13 protein-coding genes are annotated in these 15,463 nt (G+C 64.7%); 9 read left to right on the plus strand and 4 right to left on the minus strand.

Annotation, left to right across the window (positions count from 1 at the left end):
* The first annotated feature begins 37 nt into the window (after positions 1-37).
* Genes U1739_RS06260 through U1739_RS06280 form a run of 5 tightly spaced genes read left to right on the plus strand, consistent with a single transcriptional unit; the run spans position 38 to position 6,625 of the window.
* Complete coding sequence (locus U1739_RS06260; protein WP_332705234.1) at positions 38-469, plus strand: AAA family ATPase; 432 nt, start codon at positions 38-40, stop codon at positions 467-469.
* Positions 423-1,322 (plus strand): hypothetical protein, encoded by a 900-nt coding sequence (locus U1739_RS06265; protein WP_332706568.1) that lies wholly within the window; start codon positions 423-425, stop codon positions 1,320-1,322. Before U1739_RS06260 ends, U1739_RS06265 begins: the two co-directional genes overlap by 47 nt.
* Positions 1,322-1,771: a hypothetical protein gene (locus tag U1739_RS06270; protein WP_332705237.1), complete on the plus strand. Its 450-nt coding sequence runs from the start codon at positions 1,322-1,324 to the stop codon at positions 1,769-1,771. Before U1739_RS06265 ends, U1739_RS06270 begins: the two co-directional genes overlap by 1 nt.
* The gene (locus U1739_RS06275) at positions 1,768-3,723 is read left to right on the plus strand and encodes a hypothetical protein (protein WP_332705240.1); all 1,956 of its coding nucleotides are present in this window, start codon (positions 1,768-1,770) and stop codon (positions 3,721-3,723) included. Before U1739_RS06270 ends, U1739_RS06275 begins: the two co-directional genes overlap by 4 nt.
* Entirely contained in the window at positions 3,716-6,625 is a 2,910-nt protein-coding gene (locus tag U1739_RS06280) for a hypothetical protein (RefSeq protein ID WP_332705243.1), read from the plus strand. The genes U1739_RS06275 and U1739_RS06280 overlap by 8 nt, the downstream gene beginning before the upstream one ends.
* 593 nt (positions 6,626-7,218) lie before the next feature.
* Here U1739_RS06280 and U1739_RS06285 read toward each other — a convergent pair.
* Positions 7,219-7,467, minus strand: a complete 249-nt coding sequence (locus tag U1739_RS06285; protein WP_503647077.1) for an ACT-like domain-containing protein — start codon at positions 7,465-7,467, stop codon at positions 7,219-7,221.
* A gap of 2 nt (positions 7,468-7,469) precedes the next feature.
* Entirely contained in the window at positions 7,470-8,531 is a 1,062-nt protein-coding gene (locus U1739_RS06290) for a Glu/Leu/Phe/Val family dehydrogenase (RefSeq protein WP_332705249.1), read from the minus strand.
* A 124-nt stretch (positions 8,532-8,655) separates the two neighbouring features.
* On the opposite strand from U1739_RS06290, the gene U1739_RS06295 reads away from it, so the two are divergent.
* Entirely contained in the window at positions 8,656-9,117 is a 462-nt protein-coding gene (locus U1739_RS06295; protein WP_332705252.1) for an Lrp/AsnC family transcriptional regulator, read from the plus strand.
* A 1-nt stretch (position 9,118) separates the two neighbouring features.
* On the opposite strand, the gene U1739_RS06300 is transcribed toward U1739_RS06295, so the two are convergent.
* Both U1739_RS06300 and U1739_RS06305 read right to left on the minus strand, forming a co-directional pair.
* On the minus strand, positions 9,119-10,366 hold the full coding sequence (locus U1739_RS06300) for a dipeptidase (RefSeq protein ID WP_332705255.1): 1,248 nt from the start codon (positions 10,364-10,366) through the stop codon (positions 9,119-9,121).
* Positions 10,363-11,052, minus strand: a complete 690-nt coding sequence (locus U1739_RS06305; RefSeq protein WP_332705258.1) for a helix-turn-helix domain-containing protein — start codon at positions 11,050-11,052, stop codon at positions 10,363-10,365. Before U1739_RS06305 ends, U1739_RS06300 begins: the two co-directional genes overlap by 4 nt.
* A 120-nt stretch (positions 11,053-11,172) precedes the next feature.
* On the opposite strand from U1739_RS06305, the gene U1739_RS06310 reads away from it, so the two are divergent.
* The 3 genes from U1739_RS06310 to U1739_RS06320 are packed head-to-tail and all read left to right on the plus strand — an operon-like array spanning position 11,173 to position 15,454.
* On the plus strand, positions 11,173-13,167 hold the full coding sequence (locus U1739_RS06310) for a serine hydrolase domain-containing protein (protein WP_332705261.1): 1,995 nt from the start codon (positions 11,173-11,175) through the stop codon (positions 13,165-13,167).
* Entirely contained in the window at positions 13,167-14,180 is a 1,014-nt protein-coding gene (locus U1739_RS06315; protein ID WP_332705264.1) for a dipeptide epimerase, read from the plus strand. The genes U1739_RS06310 and U1739_RS06315 overlap by 1 nt, the downstream gene beginning before the upstream one ends.
* Positions 14,177-15,454, plus strand: coding sequence for a peptide MFS transporter (locus U1739_RS06320; protein ID WP_332705267.1), 1,278 nt, complete (start codon positions 14,177-14,179; stop codon positions 15,452-15,454). The genes U1739_RS06315 and U1739_RS06320 overlap by 4 nt, the downstream gene beginning before the upstream one ends.
* Positions 15,455-15,463 lie beyond the last annotated feature (9 nt).

Consider the following 15,463-nt stretch of genomic DNA (forward strand, 5'->3'; position numbering starts at 1 on the left):
TCTGCAAATCCCGTGTGAAGTCGGGGGGCACGAATCCATGAGTGGCGTAGAGGATCAGCCGGTCGACTTTGTCGAAACCGTGGCGGCGCTAAATGCGCATATCGATCGGCTGAGCTCACGCTTCGTCGCGCGGCGGGCGGTGCTCGAGCTGATCATGCTCGGGCTGGTCGCGCGCGAGCATGTGTTGCTAATCGGGCCACCGGGCACGGGCAAGTCGGCGGCGGTGCAGGCCGTGGCGGGGGCGATCGACGCGACAACATTCGAATATCTGCTCGGGCGCTTCACCGAGCCTTCCGAACTCTTCGGCGCGCTCGACCTCAACGCGCTGAAGGACGGACGGGTCGAGCCGGTGACGGCGGGCATGCTCCGAGGTCGCGTTCCTCGACGAAATCTTTCTCGGATCGACCGCCATCCTCAACACGCTGCTCAAGATTCTCAACGAGCGCACCTATCGTCGCGGGCAGTATAGCATCACAACGCCGCTGATTTCCTGCATTGCCGCGTCCAACGCGCTTCCTGAGGATGCGCAACTTGCCGCGTTTGCCGATCGCTTCCTGATCACGATGTTCGTCGATCCGGTGGGTGAGGATGAGCTGCCCGATCTACTGCGCACCGGCTGGCGGATGAATGCCGGCGGTGAGCCGAGCACGCCGCTCGATACCGCGACAATCGCCGCGTTGCACCGCGCGGCGCTGGCGATCGATCTGTCGCCCGTAATCGAAAGCTACGCGCATCTCGTTCGCAAGATGCGGCTGATCGGCGTGACGATGTCGGATCGTAAGATCGTCAAGGCGCAAAAGCTGATCGCCGCCGCGGCATTGCTGCGCGGCGCGGCGGCGGCGGGACCCCAGGATCTGTGGCCGATCACCTATCTGGTGCAGGACAAGGCGCAGCAAGCCGAGGCGAGCGAATTGCTGCATGCCGAACTCCAGCACAGCTTCAATCCTGTGCTGAGCGAAAGCGTAGTGCACGCGACTTACGGCCCGACCGCGCATGCCGCGCGGTTGACCACGCAAGCGACGCAGCTGCTCGACGCGCGCCCGGCGCTAGCCACAGACCGGCTGTACGAGATTTGGCTGGTGCGGCTGGAGACGATGTTGACGCGGATCGACGCGGCCTTCGCGGGCGACGACATGCCGCAGCAATTGCGGGTGCTGCGTACCAGTATCAAGAGTGTCCTAGATGCACCGGTTGCGGCACCGCAGGCGGAAGCCAAAGTTGCGACCGCAACTGGACCAACCTTCGTCGCTGCGACGTCGAGCGTCACGCCGAACGTAGCCCAGGGGCCGTGGGGTCCGAAGCCGCCAACCGGGGGTGGATGATGCACTGGCGTCGCGTCGCGGCGGTGCAGGAGGTAACGGCAACGATCGTGCGCGGGGTCGGCGTGGTCGAGGATGTGATCGCGCAGATGGCCCTTAAATCGGCGCTGTTCGACGAGGTGACGGTCGATCATGGCGCCAATTGGATCGTGCTTTTCGCGGCATCAGTGCACGATGGGAATGGCGCGGCGGACGCGATCCTGCCGGCGCTGGACGGCGTTCCTCTCTATGAGGAAGCCGCCGGGTGGTGGTTACCGGTCGGCGTCGAAATCGCCGCACCGACGCACGCACAGGCGTCGCTGCGTCAGGCTTTGGCGGCGGTTTATGCTTTGCGCGGCCTCGCGATCATCGTCCCCCACTTCGCCGAAGATGCGGCGCTGACCAGCCAGGCCGATCTATACGCGCTCGGCGCTCGCATGCCGCTGTCGCATTATCGTCTGGCCGCGGCGTGAGCGAGGCGGCGCGCGACGCGTTGCCGCCGGCTTATGCGGCGTTCGGTCCGGTGCTCGATCAACTGTCCGCACCGCTGCGGGAAGTGCTGCATGGGCAGCTTTCGCAATTCGAGCGTCTGATCGGTAGCTTCGATGATGTCGCGCTGCGTCCGCAGGGCGACTTTGAAGGGCTTGGCGGTCTCACCTTGCGCGGCGACATCGCGCATATCGTACAGAGTGAATTGCTACTGCGCACCGAAGCGCCGATCGAATTCCTGCGCCGGCTGGCCGAATCCGAAACGTTGTATCACGAGAAGGAATATGCCGATCCGGGGGCGACCCCGGTCTATCGCCTGACCGTGTCGGTCGGGCCTGGACTGCTGGGGCATGGCCGCGTTCTCGCACTGGCGGCGATCTTTTTCCTCGGGCGTGTGGCCGCTGAGCGTAATGCAGCGTTCCATTGGTGCTTCGTGCCACGCGCCGACGGGGCGGTCTGGTTTGATGCGCTGTCGATCAATACGATCAAGCGCTTCCTGCGCGCCGCCAGCCACCGCGAGGCCAGCGTCGAGGACGTGGAGGAAGCACACGCGCTGTGGGAGACGCTGGCGGAGGCGCCGAAGCGCGATGCCGATCGGCGGTTGGTCGACTGGACTATTGGTGCCGCCGATCGCCTGCCGACCGCTTTGTCGCAGCGTGCAGTCAGCCACGCGCCACAAGCGCTCAGCTTCGCTGTGCGCGCGCCGGTGGCGGATGAGGCCCGCATCGCCGATATCGCGATCCGGCGCAAAGGCCGCGAGGCGCGCCGCGCGGCGCTCGATTTCCCCGCCAACGCGATTTGCCTATCCGCGCTCAACACGCCGTTTACGCCGCTCAAGCCCGCGCAGGCTGAGCTCCCTAAATTGCAGCGCACGGCGCGGTCAGGGTGGGAACCGCTCTATCTGATCGCGCCGCATGGCAGCGGCAAGGTTCTGCGTGTCGCGCGCGGCTTGCTGGTCCTGATGGGTGTTACTCGGGCCGAGCGGACGGACGCGTTTTTTTTGCCGATCGCGCCGGATATGCGGCTGGCCGGCGTTCGGTTGCGGCAGGGTGGCGACCTCAGCGTGCTGGTGCAGCATGATCGAGCAGGTCGGGAAACCCTGACGCTGGCGATGATCAGCGTGCGCACCGGGATGAACCCGATCGGACCGTCCGATATCCGATCGTGCGATGCGGTCGCAGCACATCTGTTCCGTGGCCAGCATCGCTACGCGTTGCCGATGCTGTTCGACGAGGGCGGCGGCGTCGGATTCTACTCGACGCATGGCCGCAAGTTCGCCCTCGATTTCACAAAGGACAGCTCGGCGACCGCCTTCCGCGTGATCCACTCCCAGACGCAGATTTTCCACGGCAACGGCGCCCACCACGTCATTCGCGCGGTTGAGTATGGCAAACCCGTGCTGAAGGTGCGGCGGACCAACAACTCCGCCATCAGAGATTATGCCGAAGGCGACTCCCCGATCGACCCCGATACCCTGTGCGGCATGATCTATTCGGGATCGCACGCCAGCCTGGCCTATAGCACGCAGCCCAATCACTGGACGGTAGCCGGGGATGGCGGTCGCGATTTCTTGCTCGCCAATTACGAGACGCCGCTGATCGCCAAGATGGACGACGACAAGGTCGTCGCCACGATCTGGTCCGACGCGCGCTTCGGCGGTGACGGCACCGTGCGCGTTATCGCGATCCGGGGCGACGAGCGGCGAGTGCGCGAGACGGTGCTGCGACTGGGCGACGATGCAACGCGGGTGGGCGAGTTGCAGATCACTTATGACGGCATTCTGGCGGTGACGCTCGACGAGAGCGGGGCGCCGGCGGAGCTGCTAGCCTATCGGCGGCCGCGACGCGACGTGCCGTACGCGTGTACGCGCCTGGCCTTGGCCGATCTGATCGAAGAGGCGATCGATCTCGATGCGCAGGGGGTGCTCCGTGGCTGAGCGCAGTGCCGCCGCCACGCGCAGCCGGCGCGGACTTGGGCCGGCATTTCCCGAGCGACCGACCCATCCGCCGGACGTGATGTGCGACGGCGTTGTGATCGTCGGACATAATGACGCGGATCTCAGGCGGCTGCGGCCGCTCCGCGACTATATCGCAGGGATTTGGACAGGTACGCTGAGCGACACCAAAGTGCTGGTGGCGACATTCGTTGCCGAGCGCGTGGTCGATCCAGCGGTGCTGCCGACGGCGCTCCGCTTGGTGGCGGACAGCGCCACGCTGAGCAGTTACGTCGCCGAGCGGCATGTCGGCGCAAGACCGGTACCGCCAAAGGCGGTGCCGCAGAGGGTCGAACTGTGGTGGGGCGCGCGGTCGCGGACGATCGCGCTCGATGCTCTGGAAGCGCTTCCTCTGGCGGCTTTATGGGACATGCCAGCGGTCGTAGTGCATCGATCGGCCGCCACCCATTCTTCCTTTGCTCGCCCGGTGGATGGCGACGCGCCGATGCGGGTGTCGCATGCCCAACTGGTGATCGCCGAGGGCGGGATCGCCGCGTTCGACACTACCGAGGCGGCGTTGCGGGCGCTGCACGAGCGCACGCGGCTGGGTGCCATCGCTCGTCAAGCGTGGGGCAAGCTGTTCGGCGGCCCCGCGATCGGCGAGGGCGGTGACGGCACCGGTAGAGGTGGAGCGGGTACCGCGGCCGCTGAACCCGGCGTGCTCGAAAACCTAGCCGGCTGGGTGCGCTGGCACACACCGCTCGGCAAGGGGCTGATCGCGGCGTTCGGCAGCCGGATGCAAATGGTCGAGAAGCTGCTGCAATCAGGTGATGTGGACAGCGCGCTGAAACTGGCGCTGAAGCTCGGCGATCCCGGCCAGAAGACAAAGCGCTCCGGATTCCCCGCGCGCCTACCCGGCATCCGGTCGTCGCTCGATTTTAACATCGGTAGCGGTCTTTTCAGCATGCCGATCCTAGGGGGTGGCACTTTCGATACGATGCGCCAGCGCTATGCCGCGCTCGCCGCCACGCTCGAGGCGCAAGGCGATCACCGGCGTGCCGCCTATGTCCATGCGCAATTGCTCGGCGATCACCTGACGGCGGTCCTGACACTCGAAAAGGGCATGCTCTACTCGGACGCGGCGAAGCTCGCGCTCGACGCGAAGCTCGATCCAGTGGTCTATATCCGCTTGTTCTACAAGGCAGGCAAGAGCGATACCGCGCTTGCTTTGGCGCGCCGCACCGGCTGTTTCGACACGCTGGCAGAGGACAGCCGCAAGCACGACGCGGACTATCACACCGGCGTGGTCAAGGCATGGACCGACATGCTCATCGCTACCGACCAGCATCTGCGCGCGCTTCAGGTAACCGACGCGCTCGCCAAGACCGATAAGATACTGATCGAGCGGCGGCGCGAATGGTTGCAGGGTGCGCTTGAGCTCGCCGGCAATGCCATTCCGGCCGAGGTGCTGGTCCGCACGCTATTGACCGCACGCTGGACCGAGGAAGACATTGCGCGGCAGGGCTTCGCCGATTTTCCTATGATGGCCGATGGCGTCGCACCGTTCGCGCTGGCGCTGCAGCGTGTGCAATCGTGGGTCCGGAATGAGGGTGACGATGTCGGCGGCGATCTGCTCGCGCTGTTGCAAAGCATGGTGCGGCTAGCCGACAGTAAGCGGATCGAGCAAGCCGCATTCTGGCAGGGTCCTGCGCCGATCGTGATCGATGGGCTTGTGCGCGCAATCATCGAAGGGGCGTCGGCCAGTCTCGCGCAGCGCGATTTCGAGACGCTGACCGCGTTGCTCCGCCAAGCCCGGCAGGAGGTCTTCGCCACCGACCTGGCAAAATTGCGCAAGATGTATGCGGCCCCAGCCAAGCCGTCCGACAACTGGCATCTGCCACCACCGGCCGCACACGCCGCACCGGTGCGACATGCTTGCCTGCTGCGCAATGGCGATGCTGTCGTCTGGCGCGAGAATAGCCTCTTGCAACTGCTCGACCGCAGGGGACAGCCGCTTTGGCAGGGCAATGTCGGCGACGTCGTGGGGCTGGTCGCGGTCGGTAGCGGGGCGAACGTGATCATGGTGCAGCAGGTACCCGGAGCGACCGTGGACGTACGCCGGCTGACACGCTTCGCCAGCCATCGGCGCCAGTTCCACGAGATCGGCACGGTTCGGTTGATCGCGCATCATGACGTGACGTCGGACGGGGAATGGCTGGTGCAGATCGGCGGCGAAATCGGCGCGCTCGATCTCGTCAAGCTGTGCGCTGAAGCCCCCGCGATCGAATTCCTGTGGTCTTGCAAGCTAACCGAGCAATTGCGCGCCATTGGCTTCCTGCACCAGCCGCAATGCCATGCCTGGATCACGCGCACGACGCAGCCGGAGCGGTGCCACTTACTGGAAATGTTCCAGCTCAGAGATACGCGCACGCTCGAGACGCGGATCGGCAAGCCAGCGACCTCGGGCGGAAGCGTGCGTATTTTGCCGCCGGCGGACTGGTTCTGGGATCCGATGCGGGGGTTCAACTGGCTGGAATTGCCGACGTCCCAGGATGTGACGCTGCCCTTCGTCAGTTGGACCGATCAGGCCGAGCGGGAAGTGGTTCGCATGATGGCAGCGCGCGACAACAAGGACGGTACGCTCGATACAATCCAGAGCGGCGATTTCGGCCGGCACCGTATCGGCCCGCCCGCAGATGGCACGCCCGGTCTGATGATCGTGAACGGCGCATCGGGCACCAAGGCAATGCGGCTGACCCTGCGCCACGCGGCCGAAGACGCGTTACGCTGCGTCGCGAGAGCGCCCATAGCGGAGGATGATACGGCGGGAGGCGTGCTGCTTGCTGATGCCTATGGCCGTCTGTTGCACGTCGACCTTGCGCGACGTGCAGTGGCGATCCTTTGATCGATCGAACTGATGAAAACGCGGTTGATGGTCGGTGCAGCAAAGTCGCCGAGACGCCAAAGCGTGGACTATCGCGGCTTTGGAGGCCAATCGAACCAGTGATTATTCGCATCAGCGCTAAAGGAAAGTTGCGGTTCGGCTAAAGGCCCAGCTGCCATCATAGAATGGGAGCGAAGCCCCTCCCCCTTCAATCAATACCACCGTGGATCGTATCAAAGCACAGCAAATCATCCCGGCATCCTGATGGTATCTCTGATGGCACTAATAGGTGTAAACGATCTTTTATCGTTTTATACCAATAAGTTAACAAGGCGCATCCGCGTCCGTAGGGGTCACCAATCTTGCGATGGCTTTGCCGTTGTAATTTATCAGACAAAGAATTGCCCAGACGCGGCACACAGACTGTCGTGGCTGTCGGTAAATTTCTAGATCGGGCCCCCTGAGCACCCTAATCGCCGCCCGGCTCGGACGACCGTACAGTTTTGCAGAGGCACGGTAGGTTGCCCCCAAAGCCGGGCATAATCCTCAGCTTCCGGCATTCTGTTCGCGCCGCCGGTCGGCACGCGGCTGGATATGGTCCGAAGCCGGGATCTCTAGATGGCGCGCAACTCGGCGCTTGCGACCACCACCATGGCGCGCATCTTGTGAAGCAGGATGGTGGCCTGGTCCCACGTCAGACCACGCTGCCGGATGATCAGTGCGTACACATCCCCACGGTCGATAATCACCACGCGATCGAAACGCAGTGAACGCTGCGCAAACAAGTCGAGGACGCGCGACGGAAAGTCGGGAGACGCGCTGCCGCGGACGTCGAAACGATGCCCACTGGAACAGTCGACCATGCTCACGCGGCGGATCGCCGGTCGACGCTACCGGCCAAGATCATTTGCTGGGCAAGGCTTTCCGCCGCAGCGTGGTTCGATAGCCCCTGCCGCGCCGCTATCTCGAGCACATGGTGCAACGTCGCCGGGATCCGATCCATCAGCTCGGTGGCCGCTGCTACGGGCCACGCGAAATACTCTGCGGCAACGTTGATGATGCCGCCGGCGTTCACCGCGAAATCCGGCGCATATAGGATATCACGATCGGCCAGCCGCGCCGCATCGTCCGGCCCGCCCAACTGATTGTTGGCAGCGCCGCACACCACCGTCGCCGTCAATTTGCCGATCGTACGCCGGTTCAGCACGCCCCCTAACGCACAGGGCGCGAAGACGTCGGCCTTGCGCCACAGGATCGAGTCCGCAGTAGCGATCTCGGCACCCAGCGCCACGGCGACGCGCGCCGCCGCCGCAGAGTTGAGATCGGCAATGATCAACTTTGCCCCTGCCTTATGCAGCAGATTTGCGAGCGCCGCGCCGACATGGCCAACGCCCTGAATCGCCACGGTGCAGTCGGCAAGATCGCGCCCCAGCCGCCGACGCACGGCATGCTGCATGGCCAGCAGCACGCCGCGCGCAGTCCATGGCGAGGGATCGCCGCCCACCGCGCCGGCACGCAACGGCAGACCGGCGACGTGATGCGTTTCCCTCGCGACGATGCTCATATCGGCTACGCTGGTGCCGACATCCTCGGCGGTCACATAGCAGCCGTCCAACGCGCGCACGGCGCGCCCAAAGGCGGTGAACAACGCCGCTCGGTCGGCTGGATCGGCCGGCAGCTGCAGCACGGCCTTGCCGCCGCCAAGCGGCAGTCCGGCCAGCGCATTCTTGTAGGTCATGCCCTCGGCCAGCCGGCAGGCATCCTGGATCATCGCGCTGCGATCGGCATACTGCCACAGCCGGCACCCGCCCGCGGCAGGGCCGAGGGCGGTCGAATGCAACACGATGGCGCCGTCGAAGCCGTCGCGTGCCCGGTCAAACAGATGCACCTGTTCGGGTGATGGAATTGCCAACGTGCTCGAAACCATGATCGTCGCTCCAAATGCTGTCGCGACGTTATCTGCGGGCAGCGGCGGCAAATCTTGCCTCGTTCACCCTTCCCTAGTGCTCATCGGGGTAGAATTTGCCGAAAGACTGTCTAGATCGGTTAAAATGACCGATCTAGACCCCTTTGAGAAGAAGATACTGCGTGAATTACAGCGGGACGGCACTCAGACCATGGCCGAGCTTGCCGCCAAGGTCGGGCTGTCGGCGTCGCCATGTTGGCGCCGGGTCGATCGGCTCGAGCGAGAGGGGATCATTCGCGGGCGCGTCGCCTTGGTCGATCGCCGCAAGGTTGGGCTAAACGCGCATATTTTCGCGCAAGTGCGCCTCAACGCGCACGGCCGCGCCAATCTCGACGAGTTCAGCGCGGCGATTCGCGCTTTTCCCGAGGTGCTCGATGCCTATGTGCTGATGGGGCAGACGGATTTCATGCTGCGCATCGTGACGCCCGATATCGATGCCTATGAGCGCTTCTTCTTCGACAAACTGAGCAAGCTTGCCGGCATCCAGGAAATCACCTCGACCGTCGCCCTGTCCGACATCAAATCGACGCACGAACTGCCGATCTGAGCTACCGCTTGCCCGCCCCCGCCAGGCTCGCCTTGACCTGCTCCGCGCCACGCATCACGCGCAGCACATTGCCGCCGGCAAGCTTCGCCACGTCGCCATCGCTCCACCCCCGGCGCATCAGTTCGGCGAGCAAGGCGGGATAGGTTGACACGTCCTGCAACCCCTCGGGCAGCGTATCTCCCACCCCGTCGAAATCCGACCCCAAGCCGACATGATCCGCGCCCGCCACCTTGGCGATATGGTCGATGTGATCGGCAACCTCGGACAGCGTCACGCGCGGCGCCGGATGCGCCTTCGCCCACGCGGCATAATCCGCTGCTGCCTTGTCCGGCTGGCCGATGTCGAGCCCACCGAACGGCGGCGCGTTGAGCCGGGTCTTCTCCGCCGCCGCATCCGCCGACCAGCGGCGATAGGCGTCCGAGACATAGATCGGCGCATAATTGACCATCACCACGCCACCATTGGCGCGCACCAGCTTGAGCACGGCATCGGAGACGTTGCGCGGATGATCGTCGATCGCGCGGGCGCTGGAATGCGAGAAGATCACCGGTGCCTTGGTCACCGCCAGCGCATCGCGCATGGTTGCTTCGCTGACATGGCTGAGATCGACCAGCATGCCGAGGCGGTTAAGCTCCAGCACCACCTGCCTGCCGAAATCGGTCAGGCCCTTATGCTTGGGATCGTCGGTCGCCGAATCCGCCCATTCGATCGTGCGCGAATGCGTCAGCGTGAGATAGCCCGCACCAAGCGCCGCATAAGACCGCAACACGGAGAGGTTGCCGTCAATCTGTCCACCGCCCTCGACGCCGATCAGCGACCCGATCCGCCCCGCGGTATGCGCCCGCACCATATCGTCCGCGGTCCGCGCCAGCGCGAAGACCTGCGGATAGCGCGCCACGATCGATTTCACGAGATCGATCTGCTCGAGCGTCTGTTCGACCTGCTCCTTGCCCGGCAACTCCGCCGACACCCAGACGGACCAGAACTGCCCGCCGACCAGGCCTTTGCGCAACCGTGCGATATCGGTGTTGTAGCGCTCCGGCCGTCCCGACAGATCGTTGAGATTGGTAGTCCAGCGCGCCGCACCCTCGCGTTCGCGCAGCGCCTCGGGCCAGTCGTTATGCCCGTCGATCAGCGGCGTCGCGCGCAGCACACGCGCCACGCGCGCGGCATAATCGTCGGTCTTGGCGGCAGCCGGCGCGCCGACGATCAGCGAGGACGCCAGCAAGGCGAGCAGCACGCGCCTCATCGGCCACGCCCGGTAGTGCGCGCCGCGCTTGTCGGCATATTCTCGTTCACGGCGGTGGCCCCCTGGCGTTGTTCTTCGTGGATCGTCAGCAGCGATTGCATCAATTCCTCCTCGGGGCTGGACATCACCGCCAGCACCTCGGCTTCGTCGCAATCCTCCGCCGCCAGATAGGCGTGGCCCATGTTCGAATCGATATACAGCACTTCGCCCGGGCCGAGCGTGACCGGATCGTAGAATTCGGTCTGCACCACCACCTTGCCGCTCAGCACGTAGAGGAATTCCTCACCGCTGTGCCGCACCAGCTCGCCGAACTGCTCGGCCGTCCGGGCGCGGATCTTCGTGATCACCGGGATCATGCGTTTGCGGCGCAATTCGGTGCACAGATAATAATAATCGTAATTCGGTGTCTCGACCCGCACCGAGCGCGCGACATCACCCAGGCTGCGCCGTGCGGTGATCGGCTGCACGGCCTCGTCCTTGGTCTCGGCGAACAGATCGGATAGGCGCAGCCCCAGCCGCGCGGCCAGCGACTGCAATTTGTCATAGGTCAGCGTCAGCCGGTCATGTTCGATCTTGGACAGCGTCGACACCGGAATACCGCTTTTCGCGCTCATTTCTTTGAGGGTCCACCCCTCGCGCGAACGCAAGCCGCGCAACAGGGCGCCCAAGGTAGGCGGCGATGGCAAGACATTATCCTTCCGCGTGGATTGACAATTCTCTAATCGGGATCATCATGTCCCAATCAGATCAACGATACAGAATTTATAGAAGATCTGACGGCTGGGCAATGGCTGAGGAGAAATTCGATGCGGGTAGGAAAGCTGATCGCGATCGCGGCGATGCTGTTCGGCAGTATGGCGGTGGCGCAATCGCCCCAGCTGGCGACGCCATTGACGCCGCCCATGACGATCGCCGCGCCGCCGCCGCCCGCGCCGGTCGGCAGCCACGCGCTGACCGCCACGGATGTCGACGCCTGGCTTGACGGCTATATGCCCTATGCTCTGCATAACGGCGATATCGCCGGGGCAGTGGTTACGGTGGTCAAGGACGGCCAGGTCATCGCGGCGCGCGGCTACGGCTATGCCGATGTCGCCAAGCGCCGCCCGGTCGATCCGGCGCGCACCCTGTTCCGCCCGGGCTCGACCTCAAAACTGGTCACCTGGACGGCCGTGATGCAGCAGGTCGAGGCGGGCAAGCTCGATCTCGATCGCGACGTGAACGCCTATATCGATTTCAAGATACCGCCGCGCAACGGCCAGCCGGTCACCCTGCGCCAGATCATGACGCACACCGGCGGGTTCGAGGAGGTGCTCAAGAACATCATCTTCTACGATCCCAAGATCAACATGCCGCTGGAGGCGTATCTCAAGGCCTGGGTGCCGACGCGGATCTTCGATGCCGGGACCACCCCGGATTATTCCAACTGGGCCACCGCGCTCGCCGCCTATATCGTTCAGCGCGTGTCCGGCATGCCGTTCGACGACTATGTCGAACGCCGCATCTTCGCGCCGCTGAACATGCGCAACTCCAGCTTCCGCCAGCCCCTGCCGAAACAGCTGCGCGCCGATTCCGCGATTGGTTATGAGCGCGCTTCGCTGCCCGCCAAGGGCTTCGAGTTCGTCGGCCCGGGACCAGCCGGTGGCATGTCGTCCTCGGGCATCGACATGGCGCGCTTCATGATCGCGCATCTCGACAGCGGTCGCGGCATTCTGAAGCCCGAAACCGCGGCGATGATGCACGATAGCCCGCTCGACCGGGTCAATCCGATGTCGCTCATACCCCCGCTCAACCGTATGGAACTCGGCTTTTTCGAGACTAACATTAACGGCCGCAAGGTCATCGCGCATCTCGGCGACACCAACGAATTCCACACCTCGCTACACCTGTTCATGAACGAGCGTGTCGGCTTCTACGTCTCGTTCAACAGCGCCGGTCGCGACGGCGCGGCGCACGTCGTGCGCGGGCAATTGTTTCAGGATTTTGCCGACCGCTATTTCCCCTCGACCATCCGCGACGGCCGCGTCGATGCCAAGACTGCCGCCGAGCATGCGCGGATGATGGTCGGCCATTGGGAAGTCAGCCGGCGGTCCGTCACCAACTTCATCAATATCCTCAACCTGGTCGGGCAAGTCGAGATCAACGTCGACGACAAAGGCGCGTTGGTCATTCCGGCGCTGAAGGGCGCAAACGGCGCGGTGCAGCAATGGGACGAGATCGCCCCGTTCGTGTGGCGCGATCGTAACGGGCATGATCGCCTCGCCGCCAAACTGGTCGACGGTAAGCCGGTGCGCTGGAGTTTCGACCTGATCTCGCCCTTCATGGTGTATGATCGCGTGCCTGCCGCGCGTTCGGCCGGGTGGCTGATGCCCGCGCTCTACGCCAGTCTCGCGGTGCTGTTGCTCACTCTGCTCTACTGGCCGGCGAGCTGGTACGTGCGCCGCCGCTACCGCGCGAAAGCTGCCGTGGCAGGTCCCGCCCTGAAAGCGTATCGGGCAACCCGCATCATGGCAGGGCTGGTCCTGGCCATGCTGGGGGGCTGGGTAGCGCTCATTACCGTGCTGTTTGGCGATATCAGCACGATGACCGCCAGCGCCGACCTGTGGCTGTGGCTGCTCCAGATCCTGGGCGCGATCGTGTTCGTCGGGGCGGTCGGCATCGCCGCCTGGAACGCGTGGCTGACGTGGCGCGACGGGCGGCGCTGGACGCGCAAGCTGTGGAGCGTGCTGGTGCTGCTGGCGACCATCACCGTGCTGTATGTCGCCTCGACCTACAGCCTGCTTGCCATGACGGTGAACTACTGATGTCGCGCCTGTCGCTCGGCGTCGCCACCCAATCGCTGCGCCTCGCCCAGCCGTTCCGCATCTCGGGCTATGTGTTCGAATCCGCCGATGTCCTCGTCGTCACGCTCGACGACGATGTGCATCGCGGGCGCGGCGAAGGTGCCGGCGCTTATTATCTTGGCGACGATCTCGCACACATGCGGGCCGAGATCGAGCGTACCCGCGGCGCGATCGAGGCCGGGCCGACGCGTGAACAATTGCGCACGATCCTGCCCCCCGGCGGCGCACGCAATGCGGTCGACGCGGCAATGTGGGAGCTCGAAGCGGCGCGCGCCGGCCAGCCGGTGTGGCAGCTCGCCGGGCTCGACACCCCACCGCGCGCGATCGTCACCACCTTCACCGTGAGTGCCGATACGCCGGCGGCGATGGCGGCGATGGCGACCGGCTATGTCGGTGCCAAATCGCTCAAGGTGAAGCTGACCGGCGAGCTTGATCTCGATCTCGCGCGCGTCGCGGCCATTCGCGCCGCGCGCCCCGACGTGTGGCTCGGTGTGGACGGCAACCAGGGCTTCGCGCGGCACGATCTCGATGCGCTCGTGACGGGCCTGGTCCGCTACGACGTGTCGCTACTCGAGCAGCCCCTCGCGCGCGGCCATGATGCCGACCTCGAGGGCTTCCGATCCGCCATTCCGATCGCCGGCGATGAAAGCCTGTTGTCGCTCGCCGATCTCGCCACCGCCACGGGCCGGTTCGACGTGGTCAACATCAAGCTCGATAAATGCGGCGGCTTGACCGAGGGACTGCTGATGGCCGCGGAGGCGCGCCGGCTCGGGCTCGGCGTGATGGTCGGCACGATGATCGGCACCAGCCTTGCTACCGCCCCCGCCTTCGTGCTCGGCCAGATCGCCGATCTGGTCGATCTCGACGGCCCGACCTTCCTTGCGCAGGATCACATCCCCAGCGTCGTCTATGCCGACGGCACGCTTCACGCCGGGCCGGACGTGTGGGGGGCCGGCGCGGCGCTCGCGGCATGACAACCGGCGCCCCTGAGGAGCAGACCTGGTTTGGCCACCCGCGCGGCCTGACCGTGCTGTTCCTGACCAATATGTGGGAGCAATTCTCCTATTACGGCATGCGTGCGCTGCTCGTCTATTACATGACCAAGCAGCTGATGATGTCGCAGGGCTCGGCTTCCCTGGTCTACGGTGCCTATACCGCCTGTGCCTATTTCACGCCGATCGTCGGCGGGGTGATCGCTGACCGGTTCCTGGGCAAGCGCAACGCCATTCTGATCGGCGGATCGGTGATGGCCGCGGGCCATTTCATGATGGCGTTCGAACCACTTTTCTATCCCGCGCTGATCACCATCGCGCTTGGCAACGGCCTGTTCCTGCCTAGCCTGCCGAGCCAGATCGGCGATCTCTATGCGCCCGGCGATGCCAGGGCCGGCTCGGCCTATAACGTCTATTATGTCGGGGTGAACATCGGCGGCTTCCTTGCGCCGTTGATCTGCGGAACCCTGGGGGAGCTCTACGGCTGGCATTGGGGCTTCGGTGCCGCCGGCATCGGCATGCTTGGCGGCCTTGGTTTCTATATCTGGGGCCAGCGTTTCCTGCCCAGCCAAGCGCCACGCCAGCCGATTGCCCATGTCGAGGCGCCACGCGCCCGCTTCCCGCGCAAGACGATCCTGACGCTGCTCGCCATCGCGCTGTCGGTTACCGTCTTCCGCGGTGCCTATGAGCAGGTCGGCAACACGTTGGCGCTGTGGGCGGATGTCGGCATCGATCGCCGGGCGGGCGCGATGACCATCCCGATGACCTGGTTCCAGTCGCTCAATCCTTTGCTGGTGATGGCAATGACCCCATTCCTGCTCGCCTTCTGGCGGCGCCGTAGCGCGGCGGGCGCAGTCGAGCGACCTGCCCGCCGCATGGCCCTGGGCGCGGCGATCGTCGCTGCCGCCTATCTGATGCTCGCCGCGGTCGAAGCGGTGGGCGGCCCGGCGCACTGGCTGTCGCTGGTGCTGTTCTTCGTCATACTGACGCTGGGCGAACTGCACATCCTCCCCACCGGCCTCGGCCTGTTCGCCCGGCTCGCGCCGCGGGGATTAGGCGCGACCACGGTCGCCGCCTGGTTCCTGGCCAGCTTCGCCGGCAGTCTTGCCGCCGGCCTGGTCGGCACGCTGTGGAGCCGTACCGTACACAGCGGCTTCTTCGTATTGCTCGCGCTGGTTGCCGTCCTTGCCTGCGTGATGCTGTTGCTAATCGACCACAATCGCTCACTAACGATAAAAGAAGCCGAATTGGGTTGACAGTTCTCT

The organism is Parasphingomonas puruogangriensis, from assembly GCF_036663635.1.
Classification (GTDB): domain Bacteria; phylum Pseudomonadota; class Alphaproteobacteria; order Sphingomonadales; family Sphingomonadaceae; genus Sphingomonas.